Origin of the sequence: Zavarzinella sp. (assembly GCA_041399155.1) — a bacterium.
Classification (GTDB): domain Bacteria; phylum Planctomycetota; class Planctomycetia; order Gemmatales; family Gemmataceae; genus JAWKTI01.
The window spans coordinates 322,608-341,003 of sequence record JAWKTI010000003.1 but is presented as its reverse complement, the minus strand read 5'-3'; the positions used below and the strand labels follow the sequence as shown (position 1 = coordinate 341,003).

The 18,396-nt window shown below is 47.7% G+C and carries 17 protein-coding genes and 1 tRNA gene; 3 read left to right on the top strand and 15 right to left on the bottom strand.

The window, feature by feature from the left end:
- Positions 1-22 precede the first annotated feature (22 nt).
- Positions 23-1,159 (top strand): hypothetical protein, encoded by a 1,137-nt coding sequence (locus R3B84_15580; GenBank protein ID MEZ6141987.1) that lies wholly within the window; start codon positions 23-25, stop codon positions 1,157-1,159.
- Between the two features lie 112 nt (positions 1,160-1,271).
- On the opposite strand, the gene R3B84_15575 is transcribed toward R3B84_15580, so the two are convergent.
- The 5 genes from R3B84_15575 to R3B84_15555 all read right to left on the bottom strand — a co-directional run bounded on the left by R3B84_15575 (position 1,272) and on the right by R3B84_15555 (position 6,575).
- Positions 1,272-2,186 carry a peptidylprolyl isomerase gene (locus R3B84_15575; protein MEZ6141986.1) on the bottom strand — a complete coding sequence of 305 codons (915 nt, stop codon included), beginning with the start codon at positions 2,184-2,186 and terminating at the stop codon, positions 1,272-1,274.
- Positions 2,187-2,378: 192 nt separating this feature from the next.
- Positions 2,379-3,083: a hemolysin III family protein gene (locus R3B84_15570; protein MEZ6141985.1), complete on the bottom strand. Its 705-nt coding sequence runs from the start codon at positions 3,081-3,083 to the stop codon at positions 2,379-2,381.
- A gap of 484 nt (positions 3,084-3,567) precedes the next feature.
- Positions 3,568-4,851: a hypothetical protein gene (locus tag R3B84_15565; protein ID MEZ6141984.1), complete on the bottom strand. Its 1,284-nt coding sequence runs from the start codon at positions 4,849-4,851 to the stop codon at positions 3,568-3,570.
- A 21-nt stretch (positions 4,852-4,872) separates the two neighbouring features.
- Positions 4,873-6,222 (bottom strand): RHS repeat-associated core domain-containing protein, encoded by a 1,350-nt coding sequence (locus R3B84_15560; GenBank protein ID MEZ6141983.1) that lies wholly within the window; start codon positions 6,220-6,222, stop codon positions 4,873-4,875.
- Positions 6,223-6,356: 134 nt separating this feature from the next.
- Positions 6,357-6,575, bottom strand: a complete 219-nt coding sequence (locus tag R3B84_15555; protein MEZ6141982.1) for a hypothetical protein — start codon at positions 6,573-6,575, stop codon at positions 6,357-6,359.
- Positions 6,576-6,648: 73 nt separating this feature from the next.
- On the opposite strand from R3B84_15555, the gene R3B84_15550 reads away from it, so the two are divergent.
- Positions 6,649-8,973 carry a serine protease gene (locus R3B84_15550; protein MEZ6141981.1) on the top strand — a complete coding sequence of 775 codons (2,325 nt, stop codon included), beginning with the start codon at positions 6,649-6,651 and terminating at the stop codon, positions 8,971-8,973.
- A gap of 22 nt (positions 8,974-8,995) precedes the next feature.
- Here the strand turns inward: R3B84_15550 and R3B84_15545 are convergent, their stop codons facing one another.
- Both R3B84_15545 and R3B84_15540 read right to left on the bottom strand, forming a co-directional pair.
- Complete coding sequence (locus R3B84_15545) at positions 8,996-9,949, bottom strand: SMP-30/gluconolactonase/LRE family protein (GenBank protein ID MEZ6141980.1); 954 nt, start codon at positions 9,947-9,949, stop codon at positions 8,996-8,998.
- A 144-nt stretch (positions 9,950-10,093) separates the two neighbouring features.
- Complete coding sequence (locus tag R3B84_15540; protein MEZ6141979.1) at positions 10,094-11,158, bottom strand: suppressor of fused domain protein; 1,065 nt, start codon at positions 11,156-11,158, stop codon at positions 10,094-10,096.
- A gap of 81 nt (positions 11,159-11,239) precedes the next feature.
- Here R3B84_15540 and R3B84_15535 point away from each other — a divergent pair, with 81 nt between their 5' ends.
- On the top strand, positions 11,240-12,046 hold the full coding sequence (locus R3B84_15535) for an IS5 family transposase (GenBank protein MEZ6141978.1): 807 nt from the start codon (positions 11,240-11,242) through the stop codon (positions 12,044-12,046).
- 300 nt (positions 12,047-12,346) lie between these two features.
- Here R3B84_15535 and R3B84_15530 read toward each other — a convergent pair whose 3' ends face one another.
- The 8 genes from R3B84_15530 to tuf form a co-directional block, all read right to left on the bottom strand.
- A complete protein-coding gene (locus tag R3B84_15530) occupies positions 12,347-12,622 on the bottom strand; it encodes a hypothetical protein (protein MEZ6141977.1) in 276 nt (91 codons plus the stop codon).
- 16 nt (positions 12,623-12,638) lie between these two features.
- Complete coding sequence (locus R3B84_15525) at positions 12,639-13,052, bottom strand: hypothetical protein (protein ID MEZ6141976.1); 414 nt, start codon at positions 13,050-13,052, stop codon at positions 12,639-12,641.
- A 10-nt stretch (positions 13,053-13,062) separates the two neighbouring features.
- Entirely contained in the window at positions 13,063-13,344 is a 282-nt protein-coding gene (locus tag R3B84_15520) for a hypothetical protein (protein MEZ6141975.1), read from the bottom strand.
- A 4-nt stretch (positions 13,345-13,348) separates the two neighbouring features.
- Positions 13,349-14,587, bottom strand: coding sequence for an aminotransferase class I/II-fold pyridoxal phosphate-dependent enzyme (locus R3B84_15515; protein MEZ6141974.1), 1,239 nt, complete (start codon positions 14,585-14,587; stop codon positions 13,349-13,351).
- Between the two features lie 98 nt (positions 14,588-14,685).
- Complete coding sequence (locus tag R3B84_15510; protein ID MEZ6141973.1) at positions 14,686-15,639, bottom strand: transcription termination/antitermination NusG family protein; 954 nt, start codon at positions 15,637-15,639, stop codon at positions 14,686-14,688.
- 31 nt (positions 15,640-15,670) lie between these two features.
- The gene (secE, locus tag R3B84_15505) at positions 15,671-16,744 is read right to left on the bottom strand and encodes a preprotein translocase subunit SecE (GenBank protein ID MEZ6141972.1); all 1,074 of its coding nucleotides are present in this window, start codon (positions 16,742-16,744) and stop codon (positions 15,671-15,673) included.
- Between the two features lie 155 nt (positions 16,745-16,899).
- Positions 16,900-16,972, bottom strand: a tRNA-Trp gene (locus R3B84_15500).
- A 163-nt stretch (positions 16,973-17,135) separates the two neighbouring features.
- Positions 17,136-18,362, bottom strand: a complete 1,227-nt coding sequence (gene tuf / locus R3B84_15495; GenBank protein ID MEZ6141971.1) for an elongation factor Tu — start codon at positions 18,360-18,362, stop codon at positions 17,136-17,138.
- Between the last annotated feature and the right edge of the window lie 34 nt (positions 18,363-18,396).

Here is an 18,396-nt window from a genome sequence, read left to right as displayed (position 1 = left end):
TTGTCCAGCTTGTCGGAAAGGGATGAAATTTCCGGATGATTCCCCAGCCAAAAAGGTCAAATGCCCCGCGTGCGGAAATATTTTCCTTTCAACGGAAGGAGTTTCTGCGCGTTCTTCAAGTCGGGATGATGACGATGAGCCCCGCCCACGCCGTGGTGGGCGTTACGACGAAGATGAGGATGAAGACGACCGCCCACGTAAGCGGAAATCCAGTCGCTACGACGATGATGAAGATGATGATGACCGCCCACGCAAGCGGAAAGCAAGTCGTTACGACGATGATGCAGATGACGACGACCGCCCACGCAAGCGGAAATCCAGTCGTTATGACGATGATGAAGATGACGACGATGGCGGCTATTCCCGACGCAGCAGTAAAAAACCATCCAAAAAGGAATTACAGAAGCAGTTTGCTTTTGTCCCACTGTCTCTGTTGTTGATGACCATTGCTGGTTGGATCTGGGTAGGCGGTGCAGTGCTTCTGGCAATTTCAGCAATCATCACCTGGGCGGGAGCGAACTACGATGAAGGCCCGAAATTGCTCTCTATACTGGCTGGTGCTTCAGGCTTGGGAGCGTTGCTAACCGCCGCTACTGCTTTTGGCTTCCAGATTGCAGGCCCGCGTGCCCGTGGAGCATTAGGACTTGCTATTGCTTTGGCAGCAACCATGCTGCTTCATATTATTCTGTCGTTTGTTGCAGCAGCGGACCGAAACAACGCATTCGGACCTGCTTTTGGTTCGTTCAATTGGGGTACTTTTGCGACCACATTGACTGCGATTGGCAATGTCCTGTTCATCAGCATTGCAATTGCTTCTCCAGATGCAGGGGATGTTTTCCTGGGTATCCTGCTGAACCTGACAGGAATTGCAATTGGAGTACTGTATCTGCTTTACTTGCGTAGTCTGGCAATGGTATCGGGTGACCGCAATCTGAAAACCGTTAATATGAAAGTGTGTATTGGTTTTTCCATTGCATGTGGGGCAATCTGGTTGTTAGGGATATTGTTCGCATTATTACTGGAAGCAATTGGTAAAGAATCCGGTCTAGACCTCCTCTATGCCATGTGGATCCTGAATTACCTTGTCATCGGTAGCATCTGGGCATTGGTCACCATGGTCATCATGAAAAACAAGGCCGAATACAGCTTCCGGTATTAAGTCAAAAAACTACTTCATTTCAATCTTGATGTTTTTGTCTGCACGCATGGCTTCGACAATTTTCTCACGTAATTTCATGGCATAGACCTGCTTCACAAAATCTTTCATATCTTCAAACTTCACTGCTTCCCCTGGTTTGCTGGGTCACCAGAATCAGGTGATAGCCAAAGTCGGTTTCCACTGGTTCGCTGACATCATAAGGCTTCTGGGCAAATGCCACTTTCGCAAATGGTTCCACCATCACACCAATCCGGCGAAACATTCCCAGGTCGCCACCGTCGGTTTTCGATGGGCAGGTGGAATGTTCTTTGGCCCACGCAGCAAAGGTCATTTCATAGCACAATTGACGCTGGCGTTCTTTGCGAATTGGATCGCTTTCAGCGGGTTGCTTGGCACACATTTCCTCTGCCTGCTTAATCAGTGCTGCACGAATGGCAGTGATTTTCGTTTTCGCTTCGGTGCGTGCGGTGGCATCTTCCGGTTTACAGCCCACCAGAATGTGTTTGGCTTTGACTTCGCTACCATCAAACATTTCCGAATTACCGCTGAAGAAGGCTTTCAGGGTTTCCGGAGTGGCCTGGGTATCGACAAATTTATCCCATTTCAACTGGTTCTGAATTTCGGTTTTCAGTTCTGGTTCGGTGATTGCCAGATCCTGCAACACTTTGGCGTAATCCTGCTTGGCTTTGGTTACTTCTGCTTTGAAGGCTGCCAGTTGGGTATCCACATCTTTGGTTTCAACGGAAACTTTCAGCATTTCCAGATAAAGGTCGACCAGTGCATTTTCCACCAGAAAATTGACCACTTCTTTTTTTGCCATTTCCCGCTTGCTGGGATCCACCGGACGCAGCGCACGTTCGACTGCTGCTGCAGAAATTTCTTTGCCGTGCACAATCGCCACTGGTCCCGTGGGTGCTGCGGGAGTCCCTGCAGGTGGAGGCAACATGGGAGGTGTTTGTGCGTAAGTTGTTGCAGTCAAGCCAGTTGCGGCAATGCTGGCAAACAGCATTCGGGTCCAGCGGTTCATTCGAGTTTCACTCCTTCGATCTTACATTCATCTGAGAATCATCATGACACTCGAAGGTGATACCCGCATCTGGTAAATTGTGCAAGGCGAGCTTGCCTGATCTTTGTTGAAAGTGAAATCTGATTTGAATTCATTTGCAAATCGCCTGCGTTGGCCAGATTTGGCCGATTCGCCAGACGTATCCGCATTACTTTAGCACTGCTGGGGCACCAGCACTTCCGGTTCGTACTCTTCTGTGTGGGCCGCTTTGTGCGCTGGAGTGATTTGCTTCATTTCGGTGGTCATTTGCAGAATGAAGACATAGTGAAAGATGGTGCCTAGCAGGTCGGTGCAGTGCATTAATTCGTGGGTACTGAAGACCCCCGGGTAAAGTTTGGGCCATTTCATCGCATCGCAGAAGGCACCAAGCAGGTAAATGCTGCCCCCGCCGACCAGCCATTTCATCTGGTGCCAGTTGGCCCGCATGCCCATCACTACTGCCATCACCAGCGAACCTACGCCAAGCAAGGCATATTGCCCCACAATCAGCCCATAGGGTGGCTTGGGAAACAGCCATACGCTGGCGATGCCGATGAAACAGATGGACCAGATGGTAATGAGAAACTGCCTGCGAAATCGTGGGAGCAGGTAGCCAATAATTGGGGTGGTGGTGCCCGTAATAAAAATGAAAATCGCACTCAGATCGACTTTTTGCAGAAAATCCATGCAGGCAGTGCTGCCCACGTATGCGTGGTAGGTGCCACTGGCGGTATACAGGATAATCGCACTGATGATGTAAATGGTGTTCAGAAATCTGGACTGAGGGGTGCGGGAAAACCGCAGTAAAAACAGCCCAGCGACAACCAGAATCGGCAGTGCAAACAGGTGAGTGCTTGCAGAAACAGGATCTCGAAACATTCGAAAAACGCTTTACCTTTTGCTTCCATTCCAGGCGTTCAATGGATGCTAAAGCGCATTGAAATCCGTTTCCGTCAGCAATTCAACAAATAGTACAACGATATTATACAACAAGTTCTTCCATTGGGAAATACCACTTTCTCCAGTAACCGCGTTTTCACACCATTCATGCGGTCAAAATAATTATCCAGTTCATCAAGCAGGAAATTACCCCCCCACACACCGAAGGGCTGTTCGACCTGATCTTCATCGATACCGAAAACGATGCTGACAGTGTGCAACGGGATATTCAACTGGCCTAAGTCCGGTGGCTTCCTAGCTTTCCAGGAAGAACTGGTGTAGGCGAGAGCTGCTTAAAATGTGCTTGTATAATTTCATTAGCTTGTATATTGAAAGAGTATTGTCGAATTACAGATTTGTCAACCAGCGAGCTACAGACAACTTGTATAATTATTAATATTATTATTAGTTTATCAAAGAAAGATTAGTCAGTAACTATCAGCTTATAGATATCAAAATTAAAAATATACAACTTCGCTGATTTGTCAAAGTAAATGCTTCTGCAATAACATTTTAATAACACTTTTGAAGCCAAAATAGCTTTGATATCATCTAAATCTAATTTGTCAAAACATCGTGATATATCAAGCAAGAATAGTTTCGGCAAACTTGCTGCGATGGCAATAGTTGATTTGTTAATTTTAGAATTCACTAAAAGTAATATAGTTAATGATTGTAAATCCTTCAAGGAATGACCTTGAATGTCTGTGTAAGCCAATTCAAGACATTCAAGGTTAGTAAGCTTGCCTAAATGACTTATGCCTTCATCAGTAATACGATTTTGAGAAACGAATAAAGATCTAAGCTGTCTCATTTTGCTGATTGAAGCCAGTGATTCATTTGATAATTTTGCATTTCGCAATACGAGCGATTGCAAAGATGACAATCTGGCAAATTCATCTAATATATTAAGAGTAACTTCATTGTCTGAAGCATCCAACACCATGAGTGAATCAAATCGTGAAAGTAGCGCCCACATATTAGTTGTCAAATGAGCTCCGCGAAGCTCAAGATATTTAAGCCTTTTCAATCTACTAACGTTTACAATAGCTTGCATATCCAATTTCACAAAGTTTAGAGCCAAGGCATCTAGCGTAGATAGTTTTTTCAATAGATTGCTAATAGCATCCAATGTGATTGAGCGTTCGGAAAGGTATACGCCCTTCAAGCTGCTAATCTGAGCAAGCTGTTGTAGTTCACGATCTGAAGCGCTAGTGCCTTTAAAAACGATATATTCAAGGGATTTCATTCGCTTAAACTTTGAAATATCTTTGCCACTGACATTGGTTGACAATAGCTGAAGCACTTCAATAGAATTGCTTGATGAAATTAACTCAAATAAATAATCATCTATAACACAATCGTGTATAATAAGCACCTTAATATTGTCATTTTGTAACAATAATTTCAATAGCTTGTGTTCAATTTTGCAGGCACTTAAGTGTAGGCCGTAGCTAAACTTTTGTTGCAATATCTTGGAATCAAACTGAGCTAATGATAGCAATGTATTTTCACATTTGACACAAATGTACTTTTTACTGATAGCAATCTGATTAAATGGAATGTAGTGCAAAAAAAAATCATTTGCGCACCAACCGAGTCTGGAGTCGGTTTTTGCCCATTCTTTAATTATGCTATTATTGGCAATTAACGTATCAGCTTGGTGTCCAAGCAAAGAAATTGCAAATATTGCAGATTGAAATATCATTCTAACTCCTATAGTGGGCTACTAGTGCACGTGTTGATAATAGTATTCTCTAAGTGCGATAATAGAATAGTCGTAGCGTCTCAATGCATCTATTGCGGCACGCTTATCTTGAAATGCTACTCTGCGATCTTTAACTGTTCTAACTAGCAAGTTTGTGTAGCGGCGAACCATTTCACTATCGCCCCACGCTTGCACACTCAGCGATATGCTATAGATGTCCCAGTTGTTTTCCTTAAATTTTATACCATGGACTCTTATGAACGTGTTAAGCACATTGTCACGAAGTGCTGCAGTGCGCGTGCCTACTTCTGGATCATCATGCTGTAAATATTTATTAATCAGCTCATCGAACCAGGCAGGTGCAGATTTGTAAATCGAGTACAATAAATCATTCAGATTTTCTGATGCCGCTTCTCTTTCAAGAAAAGCTGGGTCGCCTAGTCTTTTGAATTCAGCGTGAATTGATTCTATGACATTATCAATTTTCTTATAAAAGGCTTCATCTTCAGGATTTATTGTTAGTGGCCCGGCCAAAGAAAAATTATTTAAATACCAATTAATGTTTGGCTTTTTATTTCTGTCTGGTTTTGTTAGAATTGTTGAGACAGGGATATTGTTGCCCTGATATGGTCTACTAAGGATTCGATCCCATTCAGTTGCTATCTGCGTAAATACAATCTTGATTCTCATTCTATAATAGACGCGGTTTACTATGTTTGGTTCTTCAATCAGATTGCCAATCAACACGCTCAATTCTTTTTGTAGTTCGACTATATCAAATTCTAACCCACTCAAATCCGTGCCATTCAGCCCATTATTCCTCACATACCTTCTCAGATTCGCGTCACCCGCATCAAATCCAATCGGGTCTTCGCCGATGAACTGGCCGAGGCCGAAGTTATAAGGGCGGTATTTGGTGAAGCCGAGACCAGTCGCCACATCAAAGAACATTCCAGTAAAGCCAATGTTCCCCAGTGAGGTACTGCCGGACTGGTTGACGATATTGCCAAAGGCATCCCATTTCAGTTCTTTGACAATCGCTCCGGTATCATCCAGCATTTCTGTGATACTGCCGAGGCGGTCGGTCAATAACCATTCCAGATCGGTGCCATCACTGCGAGCAAGGCTATCAAGATAGCGGGTAACAATCGCATTACTACCATCCAAATCTGTCCAACGACGGTGCACTGAATGGGTAATCCCTGGGGAGGTATCGACAATTTCAAATGCAAACCGCTCCGTGACTACCAAACCGGTATCGGTATCCTGTTGTACCAGGTTGCCAAAGACATCAATTTTGTAATCCACCCGTGTTGTTATTGAACTGCACCGGTCTTCGTTTACGATGCCGTAACAAGTGCGATTCAACAAATGGGCTCGTGGGCAGAAAATAGCCCCGTTCAGGTTAGCAGAGATGGTAGGGGATTACAAGACTTCTTGGATCAACTTCAAGTTTTCTGCCCTGGATTCCCGCGTTCGCGAGAATGAAGGTTACGCATCAAGGATTAGGTCTTGCCAAACAACCCCGCATGGGTGCTCACCCGCCCCAGATCATCGTAAGTGAAGGTGTAGGTACCCCCATCATCATACCACAGATAATCGTGTTCCTCGACGGTGCTGCCCCCGGAATTTTTCCAGGTTTCTGTCAGCAACTGCCCCACCACATCGTACGCGTATTCCGTGCGACGATCCAATCGGTCTACATAGGCACTTCGGTGGGACATTGCTGGCCGAATCAGTGCTGGCGATCAAAGATATGAGTAAGATTTCATTTTTCTCTCTGCTATCCTGATCTCCATGCGTGGAATTCTTGCAATCGCCGTTTTCTTCCCCTCGCTTGTCATGGGGCAAAGCCGTGCCCCATTGCCGAATGTACTGGAACGGGCATCCAAAGCCACCTGCTGGGTGCGGACGGAACGTGGTTTTCAGGCAACTGGATGGGTGATTTCCACCGATCCTCCACAAATTATTACATGTGCCCACGCAATCCGTGATGCCCGCGTGGTGGATCTGGTATTTCGAGATCCGAATTTGCTTAACCACATGCGAGACAATTACTTAGAACAACTTCCCGCCTTGCGTCGCGTGGGGATCTGCTGTCCAGCGACCATCGTGCGAACCGAACCAGAGAACGACCTGGCTTTACTTTCAATTGCGAAACTTCCTGCCCACGTGGGGGCGTTAACACTGGCACCGAAGCCTGCACCGATCGGCGAGCCGGTATTTATGGTGGGGCACCGGGCCGACCTCGATAACTTGTGGACCACAGCGACCGGTTGGGTGCGGCAACGTGGCACATTGCAGCATGGCTACTACGTGCAGCAGAAAAAAGTGGCGGTGGGGCAACAGGCACTATACCTGCAAATTCCCGCAGAACCAGGCGACAGTGGTGCGGCAATTTTGAACCATTCGGGCGAAATTGTGGGCATGTTGAGTGCGACACTGGCCCAGCATGAAGCTCTGGCGATTGCACTGCCACGGACATTACTGGCGAAGTTTGCTGAAATTTCGTTGAAAGATCCCCCACCGCAGAGGCAGGAAACAATCGCCCGAACTGCTTTGCTGGCAACAGTTTGGGTCAATCCTGCGTTTCAGGAAGGCCGCAGCAGTGGGGTGATTATCGATCGCACGCACGGCCTGATACTCACCAGTGCACAGGCCACGCGGGGCAAAAATCGCCTGCCTGTCGTTTTCCCGGCTATCGAGCGTGAGGCAATTCGCAGCGAGCATTCCCATTACAAAGATCTGATTGATTTGCGGGTCAAGAAATTGTGCGTTGATGCCACGGTGCTGGCGATTTCTGAAGAACTGGATCTGGCGATCATTCAGGTGCCAGCGATCCCAAAAGAGTGCCACGAATTGTCACTGGCAACTAAGTCACCCGCACCAGGCGATTTGATTGGCACCTGCTCGCACCCCGGTGGGGTGGAATTTATGTGGCTTTATGCCCAGGGCAGCACCCGTGGTCAGGCAAAGGTTTCCCTAAGTTCTTCTGGAAAAAGCAGTTCCGTTGACGCGAATCTGTTTCAACTGCCACATCAAGGCGGGGCAACAGGTGCTGGTGTGTTCAACAATAAAGGTGAACTGTGCGGAATCCTGGCAAGCAAAGTTGCCCCACGGCAGCAAGTGGCATACGCCGCACAGATTGAGCGGGTAAACGAATGGCTGAAACAACAGCAAAACCTGCTGCAACCAATTACTGCTAAAGAGTTTACGGCAAGAATTGCTCTCCATCTTCAGTGGCACCACGACCAGTTGGCAACCATCGATTGCCAGCGTTGGTTGCGGGCAGAGCCAAAAAACGTGGCAGCTTTCACCCAGTTGGGGGAATTATTGGTACGTCAACAGCGTTGGACCGAACTTCGCACCGTGTTGCAGAACCCACCTTCAGGTGGGGAACGCATTGCCCGAAATTTGTCAGTGCAAATGCTTATTACACAAGGAGATACGGCGAAAGCGAAGCTATTATTAATGCATTTTCATGAGGATGATCCTGCCCGAACGTGGTTTTCGATTTTGCTGTTGGGCGAACGCTGGCAACGGTGGGCACTTAATGAATGGCTGGCCAACCACCCGAAAGATCGAAGTGCCCGCAGGTTACGCATCCGAACTACTTACCAATTCAAGAGTTACGAACAGTTTGTGGCGGAAGATCTTGACCTGCTGTTGCAGCACCCGGATCCAGAATTGGAAGATTTTGATCTGCAGGCCATTTGGCTGGAACATCAGGCAGAGTGGAACGAAGCGAACCGCATCCGTCAACAGATTGTGGAATGGCAACCAGAAAATGCAGAACAACGATTGTTGCTTGCCCGCACCTGGTGGGAAAAAGGGAAAGCGGAACTGTGTGTGCAGGAAATGGCCCACGCGGTACAACTGAACGCCGAAAAAACACCCCGCATGGTGCGTGTATTTGGGGAATATCTACAACTGGAAATGACGAAATACCCAGATCGGCCCGAGATTCCAATGAAACTTGTTTTGCTGTTTGATCGTCTGATCGTCCCCCACCTGGGGAAGAAAATGCAGTATTCCTGGCAGAACATTCTGACGAACGAACAAATGAAACCCACGCATCGACTGCGGGCGATTCAACGATGGATTGATAAAGAAGTTAAGTGAATTCGCAGCCCACCCAATAAGTTCAATGCGTCTGTACAAGAACTTCCGGCAACGGCATCAGGTGGGTAGGGGAACGCATCAGGCACCCAGCATGAATCGCCCGCGTGCGTAATGCATTCGGCATCCCTTCGGTGGCTGTGGTTGCCACCAATTGCCGACCTTGTGGGGTATCAAATATCAGCGGGCAGGTGACCCGTGGCGAACCAGGCACAGCGATCGTGCCCAGGATTTTGCTTGTTTCCAGCGAAGCGTGCAGAATCTGACCATCCGCAACATCCCCAGGGTGGTACATCGCAATCAGCACCGTGCCATCATCCAGCCCAATCATGCCATCGGGGAAATCGTCGCGGTCTGCCAGATCCAGCACCACGTCTTCGAATGTCAATGTCCGTTGTGACAGATCAAGTCGATAGCGTTTCACCTGATGTGTGGGGGTATCGATATCGAACAAGAGATCCGGACTTAAGGGAAAAATCACTTTGCCGTTTGAGCAGGTTTGCCCACCCAGCAGAGGGGTGATCGCCTGATCTTCGGTCGTATAGAGAAACAACCGTGCAACATCTTCCCGAAAAGCGGTATCTTTCGTGCCAAAAATGATCGCTTTTCCAGAAGGATGCACCTCCGCATCATTGATGATTTCGCGTGCGTGTGGGCTGGGGATGGTGGCCAGTGGCTGAAAATTGTTCGTGCGGATGTCAAACATCCCCACCTGGTGCTCCATTCCCACCAGCAGGTGATTGGGATCTGTTGTGGGCAGTAGAAACCCAGGCCGACGATCCAGTTGGTAAACTGTCAGCGTAGGACCATTCCATGTTCGCAAGCAGATGTTGCCGGAAACGGCTTCCGGACTGGTTTGTATGTTGACCCAGGCCACGCACGGTTGAGATTCTGTTTGCAGAAATCGCGGTCCTTCTGGAAGGTATCGTTCCGATTCCTGTTCTGGTTCCCACCAGGGGGATAATGGTGGATGCTGCATACCGTTGCCCTGTATTTTCCAGATTGAAGATATGAATCAATACTGGTTGTTTATTAATTTTGCCACGCTTTGTGTTATTCCAAAGCGCCTGTAGTAGTAAACTAGCGCAATTTAGGCAAAGTTAACTCCTTTCGCAGCACCCTGCTAAATAACACTTTCACGTCGGAAGTCGCCGTATTCAGAAACCTTGCATTCAGCAAACTTTCCAAGCAATGCCGGTAAACCATGTATGCGTGCGAATTCGCTTTCTGCTGTATGCAATGGATAAACTGTGTAGAAAACAAGTTCGCTGCCATCCGCACGTTTAATCCCCTTCAATGGCGACTTGTCTACGAGTAATAACCAGCAGGTCATTTTCGTGTATACGGATAGAGGTTGTGGGGGATCGCCGTTTGGGATAATACAAAACGGGTTTCCAAGCCAACGGTTATTGAGAAATGGATAGTTTGCCAGTTTGTGCAACCATTGAATCGGCCAAATATACTGGTCTTGATGCCATTCAGATATCTCTTCTGGCCAGTAAGCATCAAGAGGCATCGCTAATTCTGCGAAACGATATCTTTCATCTCCAGTTGGCACAGGTATTTCTCTTTTGGACATACCATCAGTAAAAATCCCTCCAAATCTTTCATGCATCAAAGCATGCACCTCGACAAATTGATTGCCAGGCACAATGGGTTGCCAACCTAATGAAATAACAGTGCTCAGCCGATCCTCTATGTAAGTGGTCACTTCTGTGGCTGGGCTACGAGGGATATAGTTTTTTGCCAAATGTGCTTCAATAGCGCCTTTGGAACGTAAGTAATAAGCAATTTCAGTTCGTCCATAGTCGATAGCCCACTGTAATGGTGTGCGATTCGTCAAATCACAAACATCCAGATATGCTCCAGCTTCAACTAGCAATTTGACACCGAAAATATTATCGGTATGTATACAAGTTGCTATAGATACACAGTACTTAGGAAAATTAGGATCAGATAAGTAGTTCACCTCGGCACCATGCTCAATAAGTAGCTTGATTATACTTGTATGTCTTGAGCAATTATCAAGAGCACGACCATTAGTTGAAACCAAAACGTTGACATCTACACCATTATCCAATAGCATTTTGACACCATACTCATCGCCTGCTCTTGAAAAGATTCCAAGATATAGTGCTGCAGTAGATGGATAAGGCTCAATAAGCAGATTTGGATGATTCTTTAACACCTCTGCTAGGGCGTGTTGACGAATCGGAGTTTCTTTCTAAACCCTTTTATTACAGGCACTTAACGTCAAGGCAGGCGCATCATGAGAGCAATGCTTACACCCAAAATTTGGGCAATTTTTAGGCCATTGGTCGAACGAGCAAAGAGATCCGCTGCTGGGGCAAAGCCAAAACTTACTGATCTTATGTTCCTTGAGGCACTGTTATTTCTTATCAGAACTGGGCTTCCTTGGAGAGATTTACCTTCAAGATTTGGCGACTGGAATGCAGTTTATCAGCGGTTCAAACGTTGGCGTGAAAACAATGTTTTTCAGCGACTTTTTGAGGACATGCCGAAAGATACACCACTTGAAAACATCAAACGAATATTCATCGATAGCTCAGTAGTTCGAGCACATCAACATGCTGCTGGCGCGGCAAAAACTGGTGACGACGATGATCAGGATCTTGGGAGAAGTAGAGGGGGATTGAGTACGAAGATTCACGTTGCATGTCTTGACGAAAACACGTTAATCGCAGTGGAAGTAACTCCTGGACAAGCTGGAGATGCACCTGAATTCGACAATCTGTTTGATGAAAGCATCATACAAGTTCCTGATATCGAGGAAGTTGTTGCAGATAAAGCTTATGATAGCGATAGTATCCGATCAAAAGTGATCGAAGAAGGGGATATTCCAGTACATATCCCAAACAAATCAAATGCGAAGGAAGAATGGCCAATTGACAAAGAAGCTTACAAAAGCCGGAACAAAATAGAAAGATTCTTTAATAAATTGAAGCAATTTCGAAGAATTGCAACTCGATACGACAAATTGTCAGACTGCTTTCTGAGCTTCATTCATCTGGCTGCTACGTTCATCAAATGCCGTTCATTCGTCAACAGAACCTAGCATATTGTAATCTTTATTGGCTATTATGTAAGGCAATATTTCTTTGGCTTCTTGAATATTCATTGTAACAATTCGAAGTTATAAAGTATGATTGATGAATCAGTCTGCAAAATCTACCAGATTGTCTTCAATTTGTCTTCTAGTTTTGGCATAATTCTTAAACAAGTCATCCAATTCGTTTCATTGTTTCGAGTTGTACTGGCGTGTGCTCATGATTAGGTGCAAAGGCAAGATTATCTCGATCAAAATACGGATTGATGCCGGTCAAGAACGAACATCCAAGGGTATTTTTCAGCAAATTTACAATATCCAGCCGAACAGCACGACTGCTAAACAAATTAAGGTCACAACCACAATCCATGTCCTGGGACGTGGTGATTCCTCTTCTTCTGACAGATAATTGTCGCAATACGGGCATTGAACGCTGTCTTCATGAATTGGTTCCTCGCAATAGGGGCAGGGAATTGTATCATCGTCTTCTGCATCATCTGGCTGCCACTCCTGTTCATCCTCAAAATCCGGCTCCCACTCTTCATCATCCCAATCGGGACTCCGTTCTGCAAAATGGCGTGACATGATCCATTTCTCCACATTAATCTGGCTGTTCGCCGTTCAAGTCGTTGTTTTCGCATGGTGGGGCATTTGCAATTAATTGCCGAAACAGATTGAGTGCCTGATCGTAGCAGGGTTGCAGATTCGCTTTTGAGATCACCTCATCGCAGTGCAACATCGCCAGATTCCCGCCCAGTTCCAGATGCTGAAAACTGCTTTGCACAAAAGTTATCTGAAGATCAGAATCGAATATTTTGGCCAGTTCACGAGGATTGTTTGTAGCCAGATTAAACCGTCTTGAAAAATCGGGTTCCAGCGACAGATCGGAAAACTGCTTCATCCATAGAAAAGAGAAGCGATGGTACCACCGCTTCGGCCAAACTTTGCACTTGGGGAATACAGCGGATTGATCCTCAAATATCAGTACAGTCACAGAAAAATGCCCTTCTTTCATCGCTGGAAACTCAAAATTTTTTGAACGAATAATCAAAAAAGTGAATCTTCAACATGTTGTTCTGCGAAGTGAGGTAATTGCTGATCTCGGTGGCAGTGCCCCTCCGAAAAAGTGGCAGGTGCTGGAATCGTTCCGCCAGATCCAGCCCCACGGTGCTGAAATGGTGCAATTGGTTCTGTTCAGCAAAATCTACCATGAATTGCCGACGCTGTTTGGATTCTCTGCGGACCTGCCAGATAATCCACAGGATCAGCAGTGCACATCCAATAATCACATACGCATACTCGGGCATGGCACTACCGCTGATAGTGGGGGTATTGCTGCAAAAAATCTGCCACCCGCTCCGTGCGGGTGATCGCCGCTGCAAAAAAGTGGACCGCCTCGACAATCCGTTCGTCTGGTTCGGCACAACTGAAGCGGAGAAATCCATTGCCGGCAGCACCAAAACATTCACCACCCAGACAGGCTACGCCACGGTGGTCATCGGCCCCTTGCAACAGATACATCGCCAGACCGTGGGAAGAAATGTGTAATTTCTCACAAATTTCCTGCACCTTCGGGAACACGTAGAAGGTTCCTGCAGGCATCAGAACGTGCACCCCGGGTACGTTTTGAAGTTCCCGCACCAGTAATTCCACTTTGGTGCGGAATTTCTGCATCGTTTCATCCCGTTCTGCATCGTCGTGGATAAGAGCATTCATTGCGGCTGTCTGATTGATCGGTGGGACGCACGACAGCGATGTATTGATCATTTTGCTGATCATGGTGACATTTTCCGGTGAACTGATGGCAAAGCCCACCCGCCAACCGCTCATGCTGTAAGATTTGCTGAATGTGTACGCACCTACGCACTGTGACAGCATGTCCGGCTGGGCCAGAATACTGTGGTGGCGACTTTCCCAGGCCATGTGGCAGTAGGGCTCATCGCTCAGCAAGGCGATTGGTTTGCCACGAATCAGGTTAGCAATCTGCACCAGATCGTCTTCCGTTGCCACCCCACCGGTAGGATTATGAGGAGAATTTAAGAAAATGGCCTTGGCTTTGGGCGACTGGATGAACGATTCGATCGCACCCAGGTCTGGACGGAATGCATTTTCCTGTGACAGTGGTGCGAAGACGGGAATCCCACCTCGGCGGCGGATATTCGGTTCAAACGTGGGGAAGGCGGGCGAAAAAAGCAGCACTTCATCGCCAGGTTCGACGAATAATTCGCAGAAAAACTGCTCGAATACTTTCGCACCTGGCCCCACGACGACGTTTTCCGGTGTGGCAGGAATGCCAAACTCCGCCTGCACTTTCTGTGCAATCGCTTCCCGAAAGGCGGGCAAACCGGGCGATGGGCAATAACGAGTCAGGCCATCGTCAATTGCCTGATGCCCACTTCGCAATGCACTGCGACTGCTGGGGAAGGGACTATCACCAATTTGCAATTCGATGACATCCTTGCCAGCAGCTTTCAGTTTTTTTGCGATCGCCAGCACGTCGAAAGCCGTTTCGGTGGTTAGTCCTTTGGCAAAAGCTGTCTGAAAATTCATGAAAAAGCCCCGCTGGTACGTGGGAAAACGAAAAAAATGAGAGGTGAAATTCTAAAAAGTATGAAATCGCAATGTTGCAATATTATCGAAGTGCAATATTACGCAGGGTCTACTTGCCAATATTCCAGTTCAACATCAACAGGTCGGCCCCAGATACTGAGCACCAGCTTGACTTTGGGGGTGGTATCGGGATCGATAATGTCCCGCACTTCGCCAGTCATGCTGGCAAACATCCCATCGCGAACCTTGACCTGATCGCCAATCGCATAGGCCAATTTGATTTTGGTGCCACCTCGTTCTTCGGCACCCACCTTGTCTGCATCTTCTTTCAGGAATTCTTCCTGATCAGAGAGCATCCGGGTCACTTCGCGATCGGACATCGGGATCGGTGGCTTGTTGAGACCAGCACCGACAAAATCCCCCACGCCATTTGTTTCGCGGAAGAGATACATCACATATTCGTTATATTCGACTTCGCAGAAGATATAGCCGGGGAATTTTTTGTGCTTTTTGATCTTCTTTTTGCCATCCCGAACTTCCGTCACTTTTTCGACGGGAATGACAATTCGCCCCACGTATTCTTCGAGGTTATCCAGTTTGATCCGACGTTCTAAGGCTTTTTTGATCGAATCTTCGCGTGCGGAAGCCACTTTGACGGCGTACCACTTTTTCCCAGGTTTGGCTGGAGTGGGGGCTGGCTTTTCTTGGGGCTCTTCCGCTGCTGGTTCGGTAACGGTTTCAGGCTCAGAAACTGATTCAGCCGCAGCATCCGCTGCAGGTTCTTCGGCAACTGGTTCATCGACCACTTCTGAAACTGTATCGTCAGCAGAATCGGATGGTTCGGTTGCTTCCACTTGGGATTCCGCATCGGATTCCGTACTGAGTGCTGGTTCGGGAGTTTCTTCTGTTTCTGGAACGGGCGTTTCTTCCCCGACAGCCGGTGGAGATTCAGGCAGTTCCGCAGGTACAGGATTTTCAGTAACTTCTTGAGCGGGCGTTACTTGCGATTCAAGCTGATCTTCAGGCACGTTATTGTTCTCGGGGTCGTTCATCGCGGAGGTACCTAAACAGTTCGAAGGGTGCTTACCAATCCACTTGGCGTTCGTCTTTCGGTGCGACTTTCGGTTTTTCGTTATCCGAAGGCAGAATACCGATGAAGCTGCGACTGAACAGTTTGCCCCACATGGTATCAACGAGGAGCAGGAAAAAGGTAATAAACAGCACGGTAACAATTACCACTATTGTATCACGAATCAGGCTTCGACGGCTGGACCAGGAAACTTTGTTCATTTCCGCTTCGGTAGCGATCAGAAAATCTGCAAACGTGGGCTGATTGACCAGTCGCCAGGCAAACCAGACCATTCCGGCGAACAGAATCAACGGTACCGTCAGTTTCAAGTCGGGCAGAACAGACAAACCACCCTGCACCCGTGGGCGAGATTTTCGCTCTGCAGGTGGTGTGGATTCATCCAGTTTCAACAGTGTGCCACCTACCACCCAGTCACCCATGCGGTCGCTCACTTCTTTGCCATCCACAACAACGGTACTGTTACTGGGTAACAAATTGTGGTTGCCCATGGCGAACAGGCCACTGATGCCAACGATAAGCAATCCAAGGATGGTCATTCGGCGAATTCGATGACCCTGGGTGCGTTTATAAGTGGTGGTGTGGAACCAGCCACCATCTTCGATGTTCACAGCCCAGCGACTGAATCTGCCAGTGCGAAACATCTGAGCCACCAGCAGGACGATGGCCATGTTGAAAATAATGCAGACAATCGGATAGAACTTTAACCCGATGGTGCTGTTCAGATAGATTGCTTTGATGCAGAAAAAGAGTGTAAAGAACGTGGAAATCATGAGGAAAATGCCCCCACGAATCCCTTTCAATGCACTGGTGCCAGTGCCGATACGGGAACCAATCACAATCAAGCCGATTAAGCCCGCAATTTGCGTAACGACCAGTAATCCATTGCTGACGAATGAATTGGTGGCATTTATCAGAGAGGTTTCGATGCTGGTTTCCCAAACATAGGGAATACCACGAAGTATCAAGCCGAATGCGGCGATAACAAACAGCGCACCAAGAAAACTTGCTGGCACCAACGCCATGGGCGATGCACCAGAACTTTGATTCGATTGCGTGGCAGCGGCCATTTTCCGATCCTTAGCAGCCGATGAAATTAAACAGCTTTCGCGAATCCATCATGAATTAGAGAAAGCGGGTGAGCAGTACCCATCAAACAAACCGCCCGCCTCGATCACCGAAGCGGGCAGCACGAATCCCAAATACGTGCGATTGACAATCGCAGCAGGTGCAGAGGGACTTGAACCCCCAACCTGCGGTTTTGGAAACCGCTGCTCTGCCAATTGAGCTATGCACCTAGAATACAACAATCTTCCGGGGAAGAAAGTCGCAGGCAAAAACAAAGATTGGCAGTTGCTAGAAAATAAGACAGGGAAAGCCTGAAATCTCGTTCGCAACTGCAAACATTTGGCGTTGTTCACAGATCAGTTTTCAGCCAGATCACGGCTTTGATTCAATCAATTATACAAGAATCTTGGTTACCACGCCCGAACCCACGGTTCGGCCACCTTCACGGATAGCGAAACGCAGACCTTCATCCATCGCCACGGGGCATTCTGGCAACAGTTCAACGGTACAGTTGATGTTGTCGCCGGGCATGCACATTTCTGCCACGCTGTTATCGATAGAACGCAGTTCGGTGATACCACCCGTCACGTCGGTGGTGCGGAAGTAGAACTGTGGCTTGTAACCTTTGAAGAACGGGGTCTTACGGCCACCTTCTTCAGCAGTCAGCACGTACACTTTTGCTTCAAACTTTGTGTGGGGGGTAATGCTGCCTGGTTTGGCCAACACCATCCCACGTTCCAGGTCGTCTTTTTCCACACCGCGGAGCAAGGCACCAACGTTGTCACCTGCCATGGCCGATTCGAGTGTTTTGTTAAACATTTCGATACCGGTCAACACGGTTTTGCGATTGTCTTTTCGCAGACCGATGATTTCAACTTCATCGCCCACTTTGGCCATCCCGCGTTCTACCCGACCGGTACCCACGGTACCACGACCTTTGATGGAGAACACGTCTTCGATCGACATCAGGAATGGCTTGTCTGCTTCACGTTCCGGGTTCGGAATGTAAGTGTCCAAAGCATTCATCAGCTCATCGATCGACTTCGGACCAGGATTTTCATCTTTCGATGGGTTTTCCAGTGCGTCTTTGGCCTGACCGCGAATAATCGGGATCTCATCGCCAGGGAAATCGTACTTGTTCAACAAGTCGCGAATTTCCATTTCCACCAGTTCCAGCAGTTCAGGATCGCAGATATCGACCTTGTTCAGGAACACTACAATCCGAGGCACACCCACCTGACGAGCAAGCAGGATGTGCTCGCGGGTCTGTGGCATTGGGCCGTCGTTGGCCGCCACCACGAGGATAGCACCGTCCATCTGTGCGGCACCGGTGATCATATTTTTGATATAATCGGCGTGTCCGGGGCAGTCGATGTGTGCATAGTGCCGGGATTCGGTTTCGTACTCGACGTGGGACACGGCGATCGTTACCGTCTTGTTAGCATCGCGGACAATACCACCCTTCGCAATATCTGCATAAGACTTGAAGTCCCGCAGTGCATTTCGGTGTGCCTGACGTGCCAGAATTGCGGCGGTCAGTGTGGTTTTGCCGTGGTCAATGTGACCAATCGTACCAACGTTAACGTGTGGTTTGGTTCGCTCGAATACGCCCTTCGCCATTGCTCCTCCCTCTCAATTTCTTGGAACATTTAAT

What these genes read in the sequence shown, in the direction of transcription:
- R3B84_15580 (MEZ6141987.1), top strand. Translation starts at nt 23, where the DNA reads ATGAAATTTCCGGATGATTCCCCAGCCAAAAAGGTCAAATGCCCCGCG.
- R3B84_15575 (MEZ6141986.1), bottom strand. Translation starts at nt 2,186, where the DNA reads ATGAACCGCTGGACCCGAATGCTGTTTGCCAGCATTGCCGCAACTGGC.
- R3B84_15570 (MEZ6141985.1), bottom strand. Translation starts at nt 3,083, where the DNA reads ATGTTTCGAGATCCTGTTTCTGCAAGCACTCACCTGTTTGCACTGCCG.
- R3B84_15565 (MEZ6141984.1), bottom strand. Translation starts at nt 4,851, where the DNA reads ATGATATTTCAATCTGCAATATTTGCAATTTCTTTGCTTGGACACCAA.
- R3B84_15555 (MEZ6141982.1), bottom strand. Translation starts at nt 6,575, where the DNA reads ATGTCCCACCGAAGTGCCTATGTAGACCGATTGGATCGTCGCACGGAA.
- R3B84_15550 (MEZ6141981.1), top strand. Translation starts at nt 6,649, where the DNA reads ATGCGTGGAATTCTTGCAATCGCCGTTTTCTTCCCCTCGCTTGTCATG.
- R3B84_15545 (MEZ6141980.1), bottom strand. Translation starts at nt 9,949, where the DNA reads ATGCAGCATCCACCATTATCCCCCTGGTGGGAACCAGAACAGGAATCG.
- R3B84_15535 (MEZ6141978.1), top strand. Translation starts at nt 11,240, where the DNA reads ATGAGAGCAATGCTTACACCCAAAATTTGGGCAATTTTTAGGCCATTG.
- R3B84_15530 (MEZ6141977.1), bottom strand. Translation starts at nt 12,622, where the DNA reads ATGTCACGCCATTTTGCAGAACGGAGTCCCGATTGGGATGATGAAGAG.
- R3B84_15525 (MEZ6141976.1), bottom strand. Translation starts at nt 13,052, where the DNA reads ATGAAAGAAGGGCATTTTTCTGTGACTGTACTGATATTTGAGGATCAA.
- R3B84_15520 (MEZ6141975.1), bottom strand. Translation starts at nt 13,344, where the DNA reads ATGCCCGAGTATGCGTATGTGATTATTGGATGTGCACTGCTGATCCTG.
- R3B84_15515 (MEZ6141974.1), bottom strand. Translation starts at nt 14,587, where the DNA reads ATGAATTTTCAGACAGCTTTTGCCAAAGGACTAACCACCGAAACGGCT.
- R3B84_15510 (MEZ6141973.1), bottom strand. Translation starts at nt 15,639, where the DNA reads ATGAACGACCCCGAGAACAATAACGTGCCTGAAGATCAGCTTGAATCG.
- secE (MEZ6141972.1), bottom strand. Translation starts at nt 16,744, where the DNA reads ATGGCCGCTGCCACGCAATCGAATCAAAGTTCTGGTGCATCGCCCATG.
- tuf (MEZ6141971.1), bottom strand. Translation starts at nt 18,362, where the DNA reads ATGGCGAAGGGCGTATTCGAGCGAACCAAACCACACGTTAACGTTGGT.